Source organism: Mesorhizobium sp. B2-8-9, assembly GCF_006439475.1.
In the GTDB taxonomy this organism is placed as follows: domain Bacteria; phylum Pseudomonadota; class Alphaproteobacteria; order Rhizobiales; family Rhizobiaceae; genus Mesorhizobium.
The window spans coordinates 44,371-60,931 of sequence record NZ_VFTQ01000024.1 but is presented as its reverse complement, the minus strand read 5'-3'; the positions used below and the strand labels follow the sequence as shown (position 1 = coordinate 60,931).

Genomic DNA, 16,561 nt, shown 5'->3' with positions numbered 1-16,561 from the left:
GCGCCTGGGAAATGCTGTTTCTGGCGCGCTGCCTGATGGTGGTGAGCGTTGTGCGGCTCGCGCTGACGCTGTCCTCGTATAACCGTGTCCGTAGCCTGGTGACGGGAATGCACGCCAGACGCGACGCCAGCGTCGCTGACCTGCGGCGTGTCGCATGGGGCGTCGCCGCCGCGGCGCGGCTCGTGCCGGGCGCCAGCTGCCTGACCCAAGCGCTAGCAGGACAATATCTGCTCGCCCGCCAGGGCAGCGCCTCGAAAATCAGCATCGGCATCGAACGAGGGACCGGCAGCGAGCTCAAGGCGCATGCCTGGTTGATGAGCGGCAACCACATCGTGCTTGGCGGCTCGATCAAAGGATTTGCCCATCTGGTTGACCATAGGTCGTGAGCGATGAGCGGCGTCGCTGGAATCGTGCTCAGCGATAACGGCCGGCCCGCCGCGGCCGGCGATATCCAAGAGATGCTTTCGCGCATGCGCCACCGCGCCCGTGACGGCAGCTCATGGTGGGCGGACGGCAGCGTCGCGCTCGGCCACGCCTGGCTCGACACGACCGGCGAGAACGGTCCCGGGCCGCTGACGATGGCCGGCGGCAAGCTCGCCGTTACCGCCGACTGCCGTCTGGACAATCGCGACGAGCTTCTGGCGCGGCTCGGCATGCGGGACCAGTCGGTCGCCGACGCGGTGCTCATCATGCGCGCCTACCTTAAATGGGGCGAGGCCTGCCCGACCTATCTGCAGGGCGATTTCGCCTTCGCGATATGGGATGGCGAGCGCCGGGCGCTGTTTTGCGCGCGCGACCATTTCGGCGTCAAACCTTTCTACTATCATTCGACCGGCAGGCGCTTCGCCTTCGCCTCGGAGATTGGGCCGATCCTGGCGCTGGACGACGTCGGCAGGCGGCTCAGCGAACACCAGATTTCCGGTTTCCTGGCCGGCTTGACGGACGATCCGCAGGCCACGCTCTACGCCGAAATCTTCCGCCTGCCGGCGCGGCACAGCATGACGGTCGCCGACCGCCGGGTAGTGCTGCAGCGCTACTGGCAGATCGAGCCTTCGCAGCGGCCGCCGCACCCGGACGCGGCCGAAGAATTCAGGCATCTCTTTGCGCAATCGGTGGAGAACAGGATGCGCGGCACGCCGGCCGTCGGCGCGATGCTGAGCGGCGGGCTCGATTCCTCCTCGATCGCTTGCGTCGCCGGTCTTCGCGCGGCGGCGAGGCGCAACCCGAGGCTCAAGACCTTCTCGCTGGTGTTCGACAAGGGATCGTCGATGGACGAGAAGCCTTTCATCGATGCGGTGCTCGACCGCAATCCGCTCGACGCCACGCTGATTGCGGTGAGCAATTACGCGCCCTTCGCCGAGTTCGAGCGTATCCTGGAGGAGCAGGAAGGCACGTTCCTGGCGCCCGGTCTGTCATTGACCCGCGATCTTTACCGCACCGCGGGCGCAAAGGGCGTCAAGGTGCTTCTCGACGGGCATGGCGGCGACGAGGTCGTCTCGCAGGGCTATGGGCACCTTCACGAACTCGCCAATGCCGGCCGTTGGCTCGAGCTGTGGCGCGAATTGCACAGCGCCGCCAACACCTATGGCGAGGGCATGTTCTCCCTCTATTTCAAGTTCCTGACCATCTACGGACCCGCTTGGCGGATCGCCCGGATGAGATCGATGGCCAGACGCCTTGTCGGCAAGGTGCGGCAGAGGCCAGCATCGGCGCCGCGCGCGTGGCGGGGCCTGGTCAATCCGGACCTTGCCAGGCGCACCGATCTTGCCGAGCGCTTCCATCGCAGCGGCTACATGCCCGCCGCCGTGAGCGCCAGCGAAGCGCTGACGCATCGCTGGCTGCTGTCCACCGGGCTGGTGCCGCACGCCTTCGAAGTGCTCGACAAGGCCGCCGCCAATTCCGGCGTCGAGCCCCGCTATCCGTTCTGGGACAAGCCGCTCGTCGAGTTCTGCCTGGCGCTGCCCGGCGAGGAAAAGCTCAGGGACGGGTTTGGCCGCCATGTGCTGCGCCGCGCGATGCAAGGCATTCTGCCGCCGGCCGTGCAATGGCGACGCGACAAGATCGATTTCACCGCCAACCTGGTCAAGGGCATGCTCGGCAACCACCGCGAGCTTCTGGACAGGCTGCTGATAGCGGACGGCGAGCGGATCGCGCCCTATGTCAACCTGTCTGAAGTGAACGCCGTCTATGAGCGCCTGCTCAGCCAGCCCGAGCAGGCGACGCTGCCCGACGTCCAGCATGTCTGGCGCTCGGTTTCGCTGTCGCTGTGGCTGCGGCAAGTCCAAGGAAGCCCCGCATGAATCTTCCGATCGCCTCCCTTGCGCGACCGGGGCCCGCCACCGGGACAATGGCGCCGGGCGGACGTGTCCGCCATTTCTACAAGGCCTACGGGCTGATCGTCAGCTCGGACGTGGCCTTGCCGGAACTGACGCCGACGGCGCCGTCGACGCCGGACCTGGAGATCGCGGTCGGGCCGATCGACTTTCCCGACGGCGCATCGCGTGGCGCCACGGGCTTTCGGTTCGAGGCGACGCGCCAATATCTTTCCTGGCAGGCGGTCGGCACCTTCATGATCAGCGACGGCAGGCGGATCGATGTCGATCCGGCGCCGGGGATCGACGATCCGCTGCTTGCCTTTCCGCTGCTCGGGCCGGTTATGGCTCTTGCCCTGCATCGGCGCGGGCTGCTCGTCCTGCATGCCAGCGCCATTGCCGTCGGCGGCAAGAGCGTGATCTTCATGGGCGACAAGGGCGCCGGCAAATCGACGACGGCGGGCGCGATGATCCGTGCCGGCCATCGGCTGATCACCGACGACGTCGTCGCGCTGGATTTGTCCGACCCTGGACGACCGATGATCCTGCCCGGATTTCCGCAGCTCAAGCTCGCCGCGGACGCGGCCGTCGCCATTCGCCTCGATCAGGCGGAAGTGCGCCCGCAGGTGCATCCGCAAATCGACAAGGCGCAGCATCGGCTGCATGACGGATTTGCCGCCGAGGCGGTGCCGGTATCGCGCATCTATGTGCTCGAGCGCGGCGAACGCGCGGCGATCTCGCAGCTTGCCGGTGTCGCCGCGCTGCCGGCGATCATCAAATTCTCCTACATCACGCGCTTCGGCCGGCAGGCGTTGACCGGCGATCTCGCCGTCACGCATCTCAGCCAATGCGCTGAGATCGCCGGGCTGATCGGCGTCAACCGCCTCGAAGTGCCGGCCGGGCTCGCCAGGCTCGATGAAGCGGTCGCCGCGATCGAAACCGACTTGGCGTCGGGAACAAGGTGAGCCAGGGTATGGGCTGGTCATCGAAGTTTCGCCTGTCGCTTCTGCGCGATGTCGCCGGTTTCGGCGCCATGGTGGCGCATGTCGGCGGACGGCGCACGGCGACGGCGCTTGCCTTCCTGATCCTGGGGAGCCTCACCGAAGGTATTTCGATACTGCTGCTCGTTCCGCTGCTGCGCCTGATCGGCAAGCCCGACCAGGACTATGCGGTGCGAGTGCCGGAGGCCTTGCATCGGCTGGTGCCCGGCGGAACGCTGTCGCTCGCGAGCGTGCTCTCACTGCTCGTCGCGCTGGTGGCGCTGCAAGCGATGTTCAACCGCTTCAAGTCGGTCTACATGGCGCGGTTGCTCTATGACTTCGTCAACCGCGTGCGCATGGACCTGTTCGAGAGCGTCGGCAAGGCGCGCTGGGGCGTTTTCACCCGCATCCGCAGCTCCGATCTCGACCATGCGCTGAACGGCGACGTCGACCGGGTGCAGGTTGCGGCCTTCTCGCTGCTGATGCTGATCCAAGCCACACTGCTCCTGGCCGGCTATCTCATTGTCTCGCTGTTCATCTCGCCGGTGATGACGTGCTTCGCCATCCTTGTCGGTCTGGTGCTGCTGGTTGCGCTGCAGCCGTTCCGGGCGCGCGCCAGCGCCTATGGCCGCACGCTGACCGGCAATCGCCAGGACCAATACCGCACGGTCTCCGAGTTCCTCGGCGGCATCAAGGTCGCCAAGAGCCTGAACGTCGAGGCAAGCTATTTTGCCGAGCTCGGCGCGACGCTGGACAGGATGAAGGCCGACAACATCGCCTTCGTCCGCAACAGCTCGCTCGGCACTGCTCTGTTCCAGGTTACGAGCGTGATCGGGCTGAGCCTCTTCATCTATATCGCACTAGTTCGCTTTCACCTGTCGCTGGCCGAGATCGTCGTGCTGCTCCTGGTCTTCATGCGGGTCGCGCCGCGCTTCATGGACATGCAGCTTCAGACCCAACAGGTGCTGATCAACCTGCCGGCCTATGCTTCGATGCAAAGCCTCCAGGCTCGCTTCGATGCCGAGCGCGAGCCGGAAGAGAACGTGACCGAAGGCGCAAAGCTGTCGCTTGAGACCGGCCTCAACATCCGCGATGTGGCGTTCGCCTATGGCGAGGGCGACGGCAAACCGGTGGTCAGCGACATCACCTTCGGTCTGCCGGCCGGAAAGGTGACGGCGCTGATCGGCCCTTCGGGTTCCGGCAAGAGCACGATCGCCGACATGCTGCTTGGGCTGCTTGAACCCACCCAAGGACGTATTCTGGCCGACGGCGTGGAGATCACAGCGCAGAATCGCAGGGCCTGGCGCGATCAGGTCGCCTATGTGCCGCAGGATGTGTTCCTGCTGCACGACACGATCGCCGCCAATCTGCGCCTTGCGGCGCCTGAGGCCAGCGACGAAGAATTGTGGGCGGCCCTGCGAAACGCCCATGCGGCCGATTTCGTGGAGCGGCTGGACTCGCGGCTCGATACGGTGGTGGGCGACCGCGGCGTCCGCCTTTCCGGCGGCGAGCGGCAGCGCATCGCATTGGCGCGTGCGCTGCTGCGCAAACCCTCGCTGCTCATCCTCGACGAGGCGACAAGCGCGCTCGACTGGCAGAATCAGTCGCTGATCGCCCAATCGATCGAGGCGCTGCGCGGCCGGATGACGATTTTGACCATCGCGCACCGGCCGTCGATGATCGCCTTCGCCGACTGGGTCGTGGCCATCGAGAACGGACGCATCGTCGAGGTCGGACAATATCGGCGGTTGAGGGCGAAAGCCGGCAGCCGGCTTGCAAGGATGCTGTCCGGCGAGCAGGCGGAGCGCGAAAGCGCGCCGCCGATCGCGGCCGGGCTGACCTCCGCGCCGGTCGAACGTTCAGTGGAGGCTGCGTCTGGCGCTTAGCTTTTCGCCTTCGGCGACCTTGCTCAGGATCGGGCCGCGGTCCGCCTCGCGGATCTTGTCGGCCGATGTCGGCGTGGCTCCCCCGATCATTGCAAAGACCAGAAGGAAATAGCCAGCCTGGATAATGACGGCGCAGACGATGGTGCGAAGCAGGATGGTTCCCCCCGACGCGCCATCGAAATAGGACCAGCCGATGACGATCGCGAGCGCGAAGATCATACCGACGATGAATTTCGGCAAAGACATGACCGCCGCCCTCTCAACCGAGACGAGCATGCAGAAGCTGCGACTTACCCACCCGCGTAACTCCCCGTTGCGCCAAAGAGCTCTTTCTGGCTGCCCAATCCGGCCGGTTGCTTCCGACCTTCCTTACCCGTGCAGACTATGACAGGAACAATTTGCGACTCTATTAAGGCCGGCCTGCCGGAGCAAGGCCGTGCAGGTATGGTTTCCAACGATTTTACGAGATCGACTCTGCCATGCTGCGCCGCACACTCTGGCTCCGAGAGCTATTCAATGAGACGTCTGCCGCTTCAGTTAAACTCATGACTTTGATTAGTATTTTATGTGAATAACTTACCATTGCGAGTGCTTCCAGCGGCCTGCAACCGCGTTTCTTCTGCAGCAAAGAATGCACTGTCCAAAAATGGCCCGAAAAGCGGACTACATTTTCCTGGTTTTCTCTCACCTTGTCATAAACGCGCCACAAAGGTGAAAATTTGGGCAAGGCAGGTTTATTATTTAGTCAATTCATGACGTGAACATTTCAACGCGATGGGAAATTGTGTGTTGCGCTGCAGCATTTTTTTGGTATCTTGCCGTAAACCATCCGTTCAACGTATGGAGCTTCTGCATGAGGGACGTCGCCAAGTCGGCAAATGCGAGTTTTGCGCAGGCCGGCGTTGATTTTCCACCCCCCATCGGCGGTCTGCTCAAACGCAGTTTCGATGTCGTTGGTTCCCTGGCTGGGCTGATACTGCTGAGCCCGCTCTTCCTGATGGTCGCGCTGCTGGTCAAGCTTTCGGATAATGGTCCGATCTTCTATGGCCACAAGCGTATCGGCCGCGGCGGCAGGATTTTCTCCTGCCTCAAATTCCGCACCATGGTGCCGGATGGCGAGCGCGTGCTCGCTGCGTATCTGGCGGCCAATCCGGAAGCCAACGCCGAATGGATAGCGACGCGCAAGCTGAAGAACGATCCGCGCGTCACCCGCGTCGGCCAGGTGCTTCGCAAGCTCAGCCTCGATGAGCTGCCGCAGATCCTCAACATCCTGCAGGGCGACATGAGTCTTGTCGGCCCGCGCCCGGTCGTGCGCGACGAATTGGAAATCTACGGCAGCGCGGCGGTCTATTACCTGAAATCGCGCCCTGGTCTCACCGGGTTGTGGCAGGTGAGCGGCCGCAACGACGTATCCTACGACACGCGCGTCGCCTTCGATCGCCATTATGTCGAGAACTGGTCGTTGTCCGGGGATATTCGCATCATCTTCAAGACTGTCCCTGCCGTGTGGATGTCACGCGGCAGCTATTGACCGACGGGCCTGCTCCGCCAGATTCGGGGCAGGCATCCGGCAGTGATCTCATCGGGCGGATGGGGCCAAAGCGAATCGGAAAACGTATTTGACAAAAGACCTCTTCGGACTGCCCTTCGCATGCAGTCTCATATCCAGGACCACAGCCCGCTTCGGCGGCGTCTTGCTTGCTGCGTTGCTGGTCATGCCGCAGGTCGCTGCCGCCAGCGACTATCGGCTTGGACCGCTGGACAAGCTCAACATCCGGGTCGCCGAATGGCAGACTGTCGACGGCACGTTCCGCGATTGGTCGGCCCTCAATGGCGAGTATTCGGTCGGCCCGGGCGGGATGCTCTCGGTGCCGTTCGTCGGCGACATGCAGGCCGCCGGCAAGACGACGGCCGAGATCGCTTCAGCGATCGGGCTCGCCCTGCAACGAAAGCTGGCGCTGCCCGACAGGCCGGAAGCCTCGGTCGAGATGGCGCAGTTCCGGCCGTTCTACATTTCAGGCGAAGTCCAGAACCCCGGGCAGTTTCCCTTCGTGCCCGATCTGACCGTGCTCAAGGCAATCAGCATTGCTGGCGGTATCCGGCGCAATGCCGACTATGGTCCGCAGCTCGAAAAGGATCTGATTACCGCCAAGGGCAGCTATGAGATCTATGACGACCAGCGCTTGCGGCTGATGGTCAAGCGAGCCCGCATCGACGCCGACCTCGCCGGGAAGACGACTTTCGAGGTGCCTCAGGAAATTCAAGGCGATCCGAGATTGCCGACCATCGTCGCCGACGAAACGGCGATCCTGGTCTCCGACCAGAAATCGCTGAAGCTGAAGCTCGACGCACTCGACGACCTGAAGGGTGTTCTGCAGTCGGAAATCGAATCGCTGCAAAAGAAGATCGCCAACCAGCAGAAGCAGGTCGATCTGGCCTCGAAGCAGGCCGACAGCATCGGTCCGCTGGCGCAGAAGGGCCTGGTCGCCAATGCGCGCCTGCTTTCCTCGCAGCAGTCGGTCACCGACCTGCAGGGCAAGATCCTGGATTATGAGACGGCGATCCTCACCGCCAAGCAGTCGATCAGCAAGGCGGAGCAGGACGCTATTGATGCCCGCAACACACTGAGTTCGAGCCTCACCGCCGATCGGCAGCAAACGGAAGCGAACCTTAATGAGGCGGCCTTGAGGGTCGGCATGCAGAAGGGCCTAATCGCACAGGCATCGGATCCGGCAACGGCTGCCGCCTACACCGGCAATGAAGAGCCAGCCCTGCTCTATTCGCTGGTGCGCGTCGTCGACGGCAAGACCAGCGAGGTCGAAGCCAAGGAAGACACGCCTATCCTGCCGGGCGACGTAATCAAGGTGAAGCTGGCGCCGACGGCCAGCCAATAGCGCCGCCGGCCCGGGTTTGTCCGAAGCGAACCGGGACGAAGGCGGGAGGGACAAGCCAGGCTCGTTCGCGCGCAGCGCGGGCGAGCGATCTGTTTGGACCGCTTGAAGGCATAACATGCAGCCCGCAGCCCAGCGTCACGTGTATCTGAACCTCGACGCCATCCGCGGCGTGGCGGCGATCAGCGTCATGCTCTACCATTTCTCGCCATTCCTCGCCGACGGCAAGGTGCTGCCGTCGAGCTATCTCGCGGTCGATCTGTTCTTCCTGCTCAGCGGCTTCGTCATCGCGCATGCCTATGACCGCAAGATCGAAACCGGCATGGGCTTCGGCACTTTCGTGGCCATCCGCCTGATCCGGCTCTATCCGCTCTATCTAGCCGGCACGCTGCTCGGCTTCTTCTATTTGCTGGTCAAGAACAGACTGATGCCGGCGGAATATATGCCGCTGTCCGAGATCGGCATGCAGCTGACAACCGGCATGCTGTTCATACCGCTGGTCAGCGACGCCTATCATACGATCTTTCCTCTCAACCCGGCATCGTGGTCGCTGTTCTTCGAGCTCATCGTCAACATCGCCTATGTCGCTGTCTTCGTGCTCTTGTCGCGGCGGGTGCTGACGGGGATCGTCGGCGCCAGCCTCGTGCTGCTCGTCGTCGCCTCGGTTTTCGCCGGCACGCTCGATTTCGGCATGACCGGGAAGACCATCGTCAGCGGGCTGCCACGCGTAACCTTCTCGTTCTTCCTTGGCGTGCTGCTCTGCCGATCGATGGCGCGCTGGCAGGGCAGCTTCGGCTTCCTGCGGCGCGGCTTCTGGGTCGAGGGCGCGATCCTGCTCACGCTTGCCGTCTTCGCCATCGCCCCGGCTGCCGGCGCCGCGCGCGTTGCCTACGACCTCTGCGCCATCGTCATCGTCTTCCCGATCATGGTGATGACCGGCGCGGTGGCGCCGACCGCGCCACGACTGTCAGGCGTCTATGGCTGGCTCGGGCGGATTTCCTACCCGATCTACATCATCCACACGCCGATGCTGATGATCATCGCCGGGGCCGGCAAGGCCTTCTCGATCGATCCGTTCGCGCATCATCCCTTGTTCGGCATCGTGATGGCGGCGATGGTTGTCGTCATCGCCGACATCGCCACGCGCGTCTATGATGAGCCGGTGCGGCGCTTCCTGCAGCGGCAGATGCAGCGCGCCCGGGCCGTGGCTTAGCGCGGGACAAAAGCCGGTATGAAGATTCCGAAATCCATCCTGATCGATCCCGATCGCAACGAGACCTACGGCATTTTCGCCGTCGCGGTTTCCACGCTCGCCTTCGCCTACTCGCCCAATTTCGGCCAGATCCTGATCCTCGCCTACTACGCCGTCTGGCTGCCGCTACTGTTCGTCGACTACCGGCGCTTCACCTGGAAACTCTCCAGCGCCTGGCTACCCATTCTGCTTGCGGCCTATGTCTGCCTCTCGGTGTTCTGGTCGCAGGCGGCGGGCATCAGCGCGCGCGCGGCCGTGCAATATTCCTCGCACATCGTCTGCGCCTATGTCGCGGCGCGCACCATCAGCGTGCGCACGCTGGTGGTCGGCTCGCTGATCGGCATCTTCTTCGTGCTGCTCTATTCACTCGGAGTCGGTGGTTACGCGCTCGACACGATCGACGGCACGGTCAATTTCGTCGGCGCCTTCGGTTCCAAGAACCAGGTCGGGTTCTTCTCTTCGCTCGGCATCTTCTTCTGCCTGGCGTTCCTTGTCTTCTACCGGCGCAACTGGCTGAGCTTCGTCTGGACCGCGCCGATCATGCTTTTGTCGGTCTATATGCTGGCAATCGCCCATTCGGCGACGTCGGTGGCCTCGCTGCCGGCGGTGATCGGCATCGTGATGCTGCTCACCATGACCAAGGTCCTGTCGCGACGCTATCGCCGGGTGCTGTTCATCGTCGGCGCCGGGGCGCTGGTGACGGGCGTGGTGGCAGCGCTCAACCTCGGGCTGCTGGATGTCGTGCTCGGCATCTTCGGCAAGGATTCGACGCTCACCGGCCGCACCTATCTGTGGGAACAGGGCTGGAAAGCAGCGCAGCAGCGTCCGCTGCTCGGCTATGGCTATGCCGCCTATTGGGTGCAGGGTTTTGCCGATCCGGAGCGGCTGTGGGCGGAATTCTATATCTCGACGCGTTCCGGCTTCCACTTCCACAACACCTATGTCGAGACGCTGGTCGAAATCGGCTTCATCGGCGTCACCTTGCTGGCGCTGGTCATCCTGCGCGCCTTCTACGGCCATGTATCGAAGGTGGTGTTCGGCGGGTGGAGTGCCGATTCGGTGGTGCTTGCCGGCGCGACCGGGCTGATGCTGATCCGCTCCTTCTTCGAGGTCGAGATGCTCGGCCCCTATTTCATGGCGTCCTTCATCGTCTATTACGGCCTGTTCAAGCTGAACCCATTGCCGGCTTTCCGGCGCCGCCAGATGGCCGTTGCCGCCGAGGACGAGAGGCCGGCCATCGGCCGCATGCCGGCGCCGACCTGAGGGGCTTTTGGCGTGCTCGCCAGCGATCTGGGGATACGCCCGAGCGGCTTGCCCAAGCCCGAAATCCCGCACATGCCGTGTGTAAACCCTATGTTACATCGGCCTGCCGCGCCAAGCAGCTTTCCAACGGCGCAACCTGGTACGCAGAAATGCCTTGCCCCCAAACGGCAGCGAAGGTTTGCCTGGCCGCCGGCCCGTACTCTGCTGCGTCAGGCGCTGAGCGATGAGGCGGGCAAGCCGACAGCGCGGATGCATGTCGAGATCAGCCACTTGACCGGCCAGCCTCTCGGGCAGCGGCCCCGATCGCCAGGCAAGATAGGCTGCGTAGGCCTGCGGTGTTTCGATGAGATGGTGAAGATAGGCCGCCAGTTCCGCCGGTGTGCTGAAGGATGCGACGTCGATGTAGGAATTGTCGGGAACGAACGCCGCGGCATTTGGCGCGCCGAGATAGACCGGCACCGTGCCGGCCTCCAGCGGATCGAACATCTTTTCGGTGACGTAGTCGGGCGCGATCGAATTCTCCAGCGCCAGACAAAAGCGATAGCGGCCAATGGTGTCGAGCTTGGTTTGCCGGCCGAGATCGGGGCCAGTGATCTCGCGGTTGGGCCGGTAGCGGCCGTAGCAATCGACCGCGATGTGCCGGGACAGTTCGGCGGTGAATGTATCACGACCGCTCTTATTGATGCTCGATGACTGGAAGTGCACCGTCGGGCGCGCTCGGGCTTGGGCGGTATCGGCGCATGTCGGGCGGCTTCCCACCAGCTTGCGTCAGGCAGATAAGGCGTCCAGACGTCCGCCCCGGTTTCATAGGTCATGACGATGTCGAAGTGCTGCATGACGGCCGCGTCAGTCATGACGGGATAGTTGACGACGCTCTCCATCGACCAGGCAACCCAAAGCTGGCCGGGATATTTGCGGGCGTCGCCGGCCTCACGAAAATTCGGCAAATGGAAAACTACCGCATCGGCCTCGGCAAGCCGTCGCCGGTCGTTGGTCCATTCGACGGGCACTGGACATTGCGGCATGGCCGCAATGTCGGTCGGTTTGTTGAAGCAGCGCGTCCAGAACAGGATCAGCGGAGTATCAGACGGCATCGGGCCCTTCCGCTCTGGCAAGGCGCCGTCTTACCCTTATCGCGGCAATCGCGAAAGAACCACGCGGTTCCGCACTCACCCATGCAGGTCCCTTGCAATCGCCGGCCCGATCGTGAAGCCGGAGAAGGTCGCCTCAAAGCCTTCGCGCTGCGGCGAGCAGCACATCATGCCGACATCGACCGTTTTCGAGATCGGGAAATAGGCCAGGCGCACCGGTTTCCAGTGGCCGTCCGAGGCGTCCAGATACTGGATGCGGATCGCCTCGGCGTGGCGGGTCAGGCGGATCCTGACGCCGTCCTTGCCGGCGGCAATGGCGACCAGCGACCAGTCGGATGTGTCGTTGGTGACCACGACGGAGAAGTATGCCAGCCCGTCGGTGTATTCGATGCCGGCCTTGATCCAGTGCGTTTCGCTCAGGCGCAGCATCAGCCCCGCCTGATCGTAGAGCACCTTGTAGTCGCCCCTGACGGTGACTTCGACGCTGAAATCACCCTCGACGGAACGGTAGAGGAAATGGCCGTTGTCACGCCAGAAGCCGTAGAAGGTCTCGCGCCAGAAGTCGGTGTCCTTGCCTGTTCGGACGGTGAGCGTGCCGTCGCCGACCGTGTGCTGCGGCGGCGGGTTGAGCCATGTCATGTCGGCCACGCTCATCGATCTCCTCCCGGATTGGACTAGTGCGTTTCACCATTTCATGGAAACGGCGAAACGCCCTATCTCCTTGTTTTTGCGCAATTCCGGACGGAAAACCGCCAACACTTTTCCTGGAATTGCTCTAGCCGGCGAATGTATAGGCGGTTTTCACCGTGGTGTAGAACTCCATCGCGTAACGGCCTTGTTCGCGCGGGCCGTAGCTCGAGCCCTTGCGGCCGCCGAACGGCACATGGAAATCGACGCCCGCCGTCGGCAGGTTGACCATCACCATGCCGGCTTCGGAATTGCGCTTGAAATGCGTCGCGTGCTTCAGGCTGGTGGTGCAGATGCCGGAGGTGAGACCGAACGGCGTGTCGTTGGCGACAGCCAGCGCTTCGTCATAGTCCTTGACGCGGATGACATTGGCGACGGGGCCGAAAATTTCCTCGCGCGAGATGCGCATAGCATTGGTCGAGCCGACAAACAGAGCAGGCTGCAGATAAAAGCCAGGCGCGCCGCGTTCCAGCCGGTCACCGCCGAAGGCGAGCTCGGCGCCTTCCTGGCGGCCGATGGCGATGTAATCCTCGTCCTGCTTGAGCTGGTTCTGGTCGACGACAGGACCGATCTGGGTCTTGGCATCGAGCGCATCGCCGATGACGAGCTTGTCCAGGCGCTCCTTGATCGCTTCGACAAAACGGTCGTGGATGCCGTCGGTGACGATCAGGCGCGAGGATGCCGTGCAGCGCTGTCCGGTCGAGAAATAAGCGCCGTTGACCGCGCAGTCGACGGCCACCGCGAGATCGGCGTCGTCGAGCACGACGAGCGGATTCTTGCCGCCCATTTCGAGCTGAAATTTGCGCATGTGCTCCACACTTGCCGCGGCGACGCGCTTGCCGGTCCCGACGGAGCCTGTGAAGGAGATGGCGTTGACATCGGGATTGTCGAGCATCGCCTGGCCGACCACCGATCCCTTACCCATGACGAGGTTGAGCACGCCCTTGGGCAGGCCGGCGCGGTGCAGGATATCGACGATGGTCCAGGCGCTTTCAGGAACCAGTTCGGCCGGCTTGAAGACGATCGTGTTGCCGTAGGCCAGCGCCGGCGCGATCTTCCAGGCGGGGATGGCGATGGGAAAATTCCACGGCGTGATGATGCCGACAACGCCGACGCCTTCGCGCGTCATCTCGACGCCGACGCCAGGCCGAACGCTCGGCACCATCTCGCCCGACAGACGCAGCGTCTCACCGGCGAAGAAGTCGAATATCTGCGCGGCGCGGATCGTCTCGCCGACGCCCTCTGCCAGCGTCTTGCCTTCCTCGCGCGCGAGCGACCGGCCGATCTCGTCCTTGCGTGCCATGATCTCGTCGGAGGTTTTCTTCAGCACGGCATGGCGGGCCAGCGGGCCTGAGCGCGACCAGGCCGGAAAGGCCGCCTTGGCGGCCGCGATGGCCTGCTTGGCTTGCTCAGGCCCGGCCGAAGCATATTCGCCGACGATGTCGTTGGTGTTCGACGGATTGATGTTGCGCGAGCCGGCCTCGCCAAGCCACTCGCCGTCGATCAGGTTCTTACGCAGCACGGTCATTGTCTTGTTCCTTGAAGCTGGGGTAGTGGCAGTCCGTCGGCCGGTCAATTGTCGGACAAATGATATAATGATTGTCCCGTGGCAGGTCTACCGGCCTTCTGCGACAAACCTAGGGCCTTGCCGCGTCAGGTCGAGAACGACCAGAACAGGCAGGCGAGCGTGACCGCGCCGAAGGCGACGAAGAACAGGCTTCTGAGCAGGATGTTGCGGCGAAGCTCGTTCATGGTGAGATGCGCTGCAACGATCACAGCCACGAACAGGAAACGCCAGTTGAAAAGCGCCCAGAGCACCTCGTGCTGGCCGAAGGCCCATCTGGCAAGCAGCGAGCCGACGATGATCGCGAACAATACGATCGTCGCCCAGAAGATCGCATCGGCCGCATGGGTCAGTACGACGCCGGCGGCGCGGATGGGCAGGATCATCATCAGCATGGCTGCGAAGAAATAGACGGCGGCGATCGCCAGGAACGAGCCGGCGTCGGCGATGCCGTCGAGACGCTTCACGCCGAACGCGCCATAGGGATAGCCGTGCCTCGCCACGGCCAATGACAGCGCCATCAGCAAAGCGCTCAAAACCGTGACCAGTGCGAATGTGCCGAGGGCCTTGCTCATGCCTTTTCCTGTCGAGACGAATCAACAGGAGTCTAGCAGAGCATGGCCCTCGAAAGCCGCAATTCACTGCTCGACATTCTCGAAGACGTCAGGGCCTTTGCGAAGCCGAGACGAGATCGGCCTTGCGCCGGGCCGTCTCCAGGCCGACCGCGATGAAGCGGCGCGCATGACGAGCAAGCTCCATATTGTCGGTCCACAGATTGCGCCAGATCGCCGTCTTCCGCGACAGATTCTCGTCGACGATCTCGGACGAGAAGGATTCGAAGCTGAGATCGTCGCTGTAGCCGATCGCCGCCAGCGCATCGAAGATCGCCGAGAAATCGATGCTGCCGGTGCCCAGAAAGCCGCGATGGCTCTCGCCGACATGGACATAACCGATCTTCCTCGCGGCATGGCGGATGGCCAGGCCGACATCGGCCTCCTCGATGTTCATGTGGAAGGTGTCGAGGTGCAGGAAGATGTTGTCGGAGCCGGTGTCTTCGATGAAAGCTAGTCCTTGCGCGGCGGTGTTGAGCAGGTTGCTTTCGAAGCGGTTGACGATTTCGAGATTGAGCGTCACGCCGGCGGCCTTGGCCGTTTCCGCAACCCCGGCAAGTGTAGCGGCGCTGCGGTTCCACTGATCGCGCGTCGGCGGTTCGGTTTGCAGGCCGTGACTTGCCGAGAGAATGCCGCCGATCTTTTGGCCGCCGAGATCGCGCGTGAGGGCGACGGTGCGGTTCAGGATCTCGACGCCGCGCGCGGCGACCGCCTTGTCTGGGCTGGAGATGTCGCCGTCGGCAGGCAGGCCAATGCTGATCGCTACGCCCAGGCCGAGATCGGTGATGCTTTTGGCCAGCCTGCCGATATCGACATCCGCCGGATCGAGATAGGAGAATTCGATCAGGTCGAAGCCGGCTTCCTTCGTGTTGGCCAGCGTGCGTTCGAGATCCGCCTGCGCCGAACTCGCAGACCAGACGAAAGAATGGATACCAATGCGCGACATGATCGTCTCCGTCCGATGAATGAGGCGCGGCCGGACCGATCCGGCCGCGCCAGCCTTGGGAGCAGGCTTTTTAGCGGGCCGCCGTCCAGCCCTTGTAGTCCTTCAGGTTCTCGGCGGTAATCAGCTTCGGATCGAGCAGCACGGTCGGCTCGGCCGGCTTCTTGCCGGCAAGCACATCTGCCGCCATCGTCAGCGACTGGCCGGCCATGACATAGGGATCCTGCGAGGCCGAGGCCTTGATCAGCGAGGTGCCGGACGCGAACTCCTTCTCAATGTCCGGGGCGCCGTCGACCGCGGTGATGATGAATTCCGAGCGATTGAGCTGCTTGGCGGCGAGCTGCGCGCCGATCGCCGTAGGATCGTTGATGGCGAACACCGCGTCGATCTTGTCGAAGCGGGTGAGCAGCGACTGGAACACTTTCAGGCCGCCGTCGCGCGATCCCTCGGCGTTCTGGTCGTCGGACAGGATTTTGATGTCGGCGTGCTGCGAAAGAACGTTCTTGCAGCCCTTGACGCGCTCCAGGATCGACGACGAGGCCGGGCCGTTGAGGATGACGTAGTTGCCTTTGCCGCCGGTGTGATCGACCAGATACTGGCAGGCCTCCTCTCCGGCCTTGACGTTGTTGGTCATCACGGTGACGTCGGCGCCCGGCGCCGAGACGTCGAAGGCAGCGACGACGATGCCAGCCGCCTGCGCCTTCTTGACCGCGGGCGCGATCGCCTTGGCATCGACGGCATTGAGCATGATGACATCGACGCCGGCGGCGATGAAGGAATCGATCTGCGAGACCTGCTTGTTGAGGTCGTAGTCGGCCGACACCGACGTCACCTCGACCTTCGGATTGATCTTCTTGGCCGCGTCCTCGATGCCCTTGATGGTGGCGACGAAGAACGGGTTGCCGAGCAGGCCGACCGAGATGCCGACCTTGTTGAGGTCTTTGGCCGATGCCGGCGCGATGGCGAGGGCCGCGAGGGCTGCGCCGCAGAGCAGTTTGGCGATAGTCTTCATTTACTTGCTTCCTCCGATTGCCCCGCGCCTCTCACGGTGCGTTACACACAATCCGGCCCGTCTAGGCCG

15 protein-coding genes and 1 pseudogene are annotated in these 16,561 nt (G+C 63.3%); 8 read left to right on the top strand and 8 right to left on the bottom strand.

Translation table 11 applies throughout. The annotated features are described in order from the left end of the window. Positions 1-11 precede the first annotated feature (11 nt). The 4 genes from FJ423_RS24535 to FJ423_RS24520 are packed head-to-tail and all read left to right on the top strand — an operon-like array spanning position 12 to position 5,178. Complete coding sequence (locus tag FJ423_RS24535) at positions 12-386, top strand: lasso peptide biosynthesis B2 protein (protein ID WP_246680279.1); 375 nt, start codon at positions 12-14, stop codon at positions 384-386. Between the two features lie 3 nt (positions 387-389). Further along, positions 390-2,300: a lasso peptide isopeptide bond-forming cyclase gene (locus tag FJ423_RS24530; protein ID WP_140845611.1), complete on the top strand. Its 1,911-nt coding sequence runs from the start codon at positions 390-392 to the stop codon at positions 2,298-2,300. Next, complete coding sequence (locus FJ423_RS24525; RefSeq protein ID WP_140845610.1) at positions 2,297-3,277, top strand: serine kinase; 981 nt, start codon at positions 2,297-2,299, stop codon at positions 3,275-3,277. The genes FJ423_RS24530 and FJ423_RS24525 overlap by 4 nt, the downstream gene beginning before the upstream one ends. An 8-nt stretch (positions 3,278-3,285) precedes the next feature. Further along, positions 3,286-5,178 carry an ABC transporter ATP-binding protein gene (locus FJ423_RS24520; RefSeq protein ID WP_140845609.1) on the top strand — a complete coding sequence of 631 codons (1,893 nt, stop codon included), beginning with the start codon at positions 3,286-3,288 and terminating at the stop codon, positions 5,176-5,178. Here the strand turns inward: FJ423_RS24520 and FJ423_RS24515 are convergent. After that, complete coding sequence (locus FJ423_RS24515) at positions 5,152-5,424, bottom strand: exopolysaccharide production repressor exox (protein ID WP_140845608.1); 273 nt, start codon at positions 5,422-5,424, stop codon at positions 5,152-5,154. The two genes, FJ423_RS24520 and FJ423_RS24515, sit on opposite strands and share 27 nt — an antisense overlap. Positions 5,425-6,031: 607 nt before the next feature. Here FJ423_RS24515 and FJ423_RS24510 point away from each other — a divergent pair. The 4 genes from FJ423_RS24510 to FJ423_RS24495 all read left to right on the top strand — a co-directional run bounded on the left by FJ423_RS24510 (position 6,032) and on the right by FJ423_RS24495 (position 10,584). Beyond that, positions 6,032-6,709 carry a sugar transferase gene (locus tag FJ423_RS24510; protein WP_140544958.1) on the top strand — a complete coding sequence of 226 codons (678 nt, stop codon included), beginning with the start codon at positions 6,032-6,034 and terminating at the stop codon, positions 6,707-6,709. Positions 6,710-6,893: 184 nt separating this feature from the next. Beyond that, complete coding sequence (locus FJ423_RS24505) at positions 6,894-8,072, top strand: polysaccharide biosynthesis/export family protein (RefSeq protein ID WP_140845645.1); 1,179 nt, start codon at positions 6,894-6,896, stop codon at positions 8,070-8,072. A gap of 115 nt (positions 8,073-8,187) precedes the next feature. Next, on the top strand, positions 8,188-9,282 hold the full coding sequence (locus FJ423_RS24500; protein WP_140845607.1) for an acyltransferase: 1,095 nt from the start codon (positions 8,188-8,190) through the stop codon (positions 9,280-9,282). Positions 9,283-9,300: 18 nt separating this feature from the next. After that, on the top strand, positions 9,301-10,584 hold the full coding sequence (locus tag FJ423_RS24495) for an O-antigen ligase (protein WP_140845606.1): 1,284 nt from the start codon (positions 9,301-9,303) through the stop codon (positions 10,582-10,584). Positions 10,585-10,677: 93 nt separating this feature from the next. On the opposite strand, the gene FJ423_RS34300 is transcribed toward FJ423_RS24495, so the two are convergent. The 7 genes and pseudogenes from FJ423_RS34300 to FJ423_RS24465 form a co-directional block, all read right to left on the bottom strand. Next, positions 10,678-11,289, bottom strand: a complete 612-nt coding sequence (locus FJ423_RS34300; protein WP_246680276.1) for a glycosyltransferase family 10 — start codon at positions 11,287-11,289, stop codon at positions 10,678-10,680. Between the two features lie 131 nt (positions 11,290-11,420). After that, positions 11,421-11,609: pseudogene (locus FJ423_RS34295) on the bottom strand (alpha-1,3-fucosyltransferase); the annotation flags it as partial. Between the two features lie 144 nt (positions 11,610-11,753). After that, on the bottom strand, positions 11,754-12,329 hold the full coding sequence (locus FJ423_RS24485) for a DUF1349 domain-containing protein (protein ID WP_140845605.1): 576 nt from the start codon (positions 12,327-12,329) through the stop codon (positions 11,754-11,756). A 121-nt stretch (positions 12,330-12,450) separates the two neighbouring features. Continuing rightward, positions 12,451-13,890 (bottom strand): aldehyde dehydrogenase family protein, encoded by a 1,440-nt coding sequence (locus FJ423_RS24480; RefSeq protein WP_140845604.1) that lies wholly within the window; start codon positions 13,888-13,890, stop codon positions 12,451-12,453. Positions 13,891-14,015: 125 nt separating this feature from the next. Further along, positions 14,016-14,501, bottom strand: a complete 486-nt coding sequence (locus FJ423_RS24475; RefSeq protein WP_140845603.1) for a hypothetical protein — start codon at positions 14,499-14,501, stop codon at positions 14,016-14,018. A gap of 88 nt (positions 14,502-14,589) precedes the next feature. Then, positions 14,590-15,483: a sugar phosphate isomerase/epimerase gene (locus FJ423_RS24470; RefSeq protein WP_140845602.1), complete on the bottom strand. Its 894-nt coding sequence runs from the start codon at positions 15,481-15,483 to the stop codon at positions 14,590-14,592. Between the two features lie 70 nt (positions 15,484-15,553). Beyond that, complete coding sequence (locus FJ423_RS24465) at positions 15,554-16,492, bottom strand: ABC transporter substrate-binding protein (RefSeq protein WP_095769327.1); 939 nt, start codon at positions 16,490-16,492, stop codon at positions 15,554-15,556. Positions 16,493-16,561: the final 69 nt, after the last annotated feature.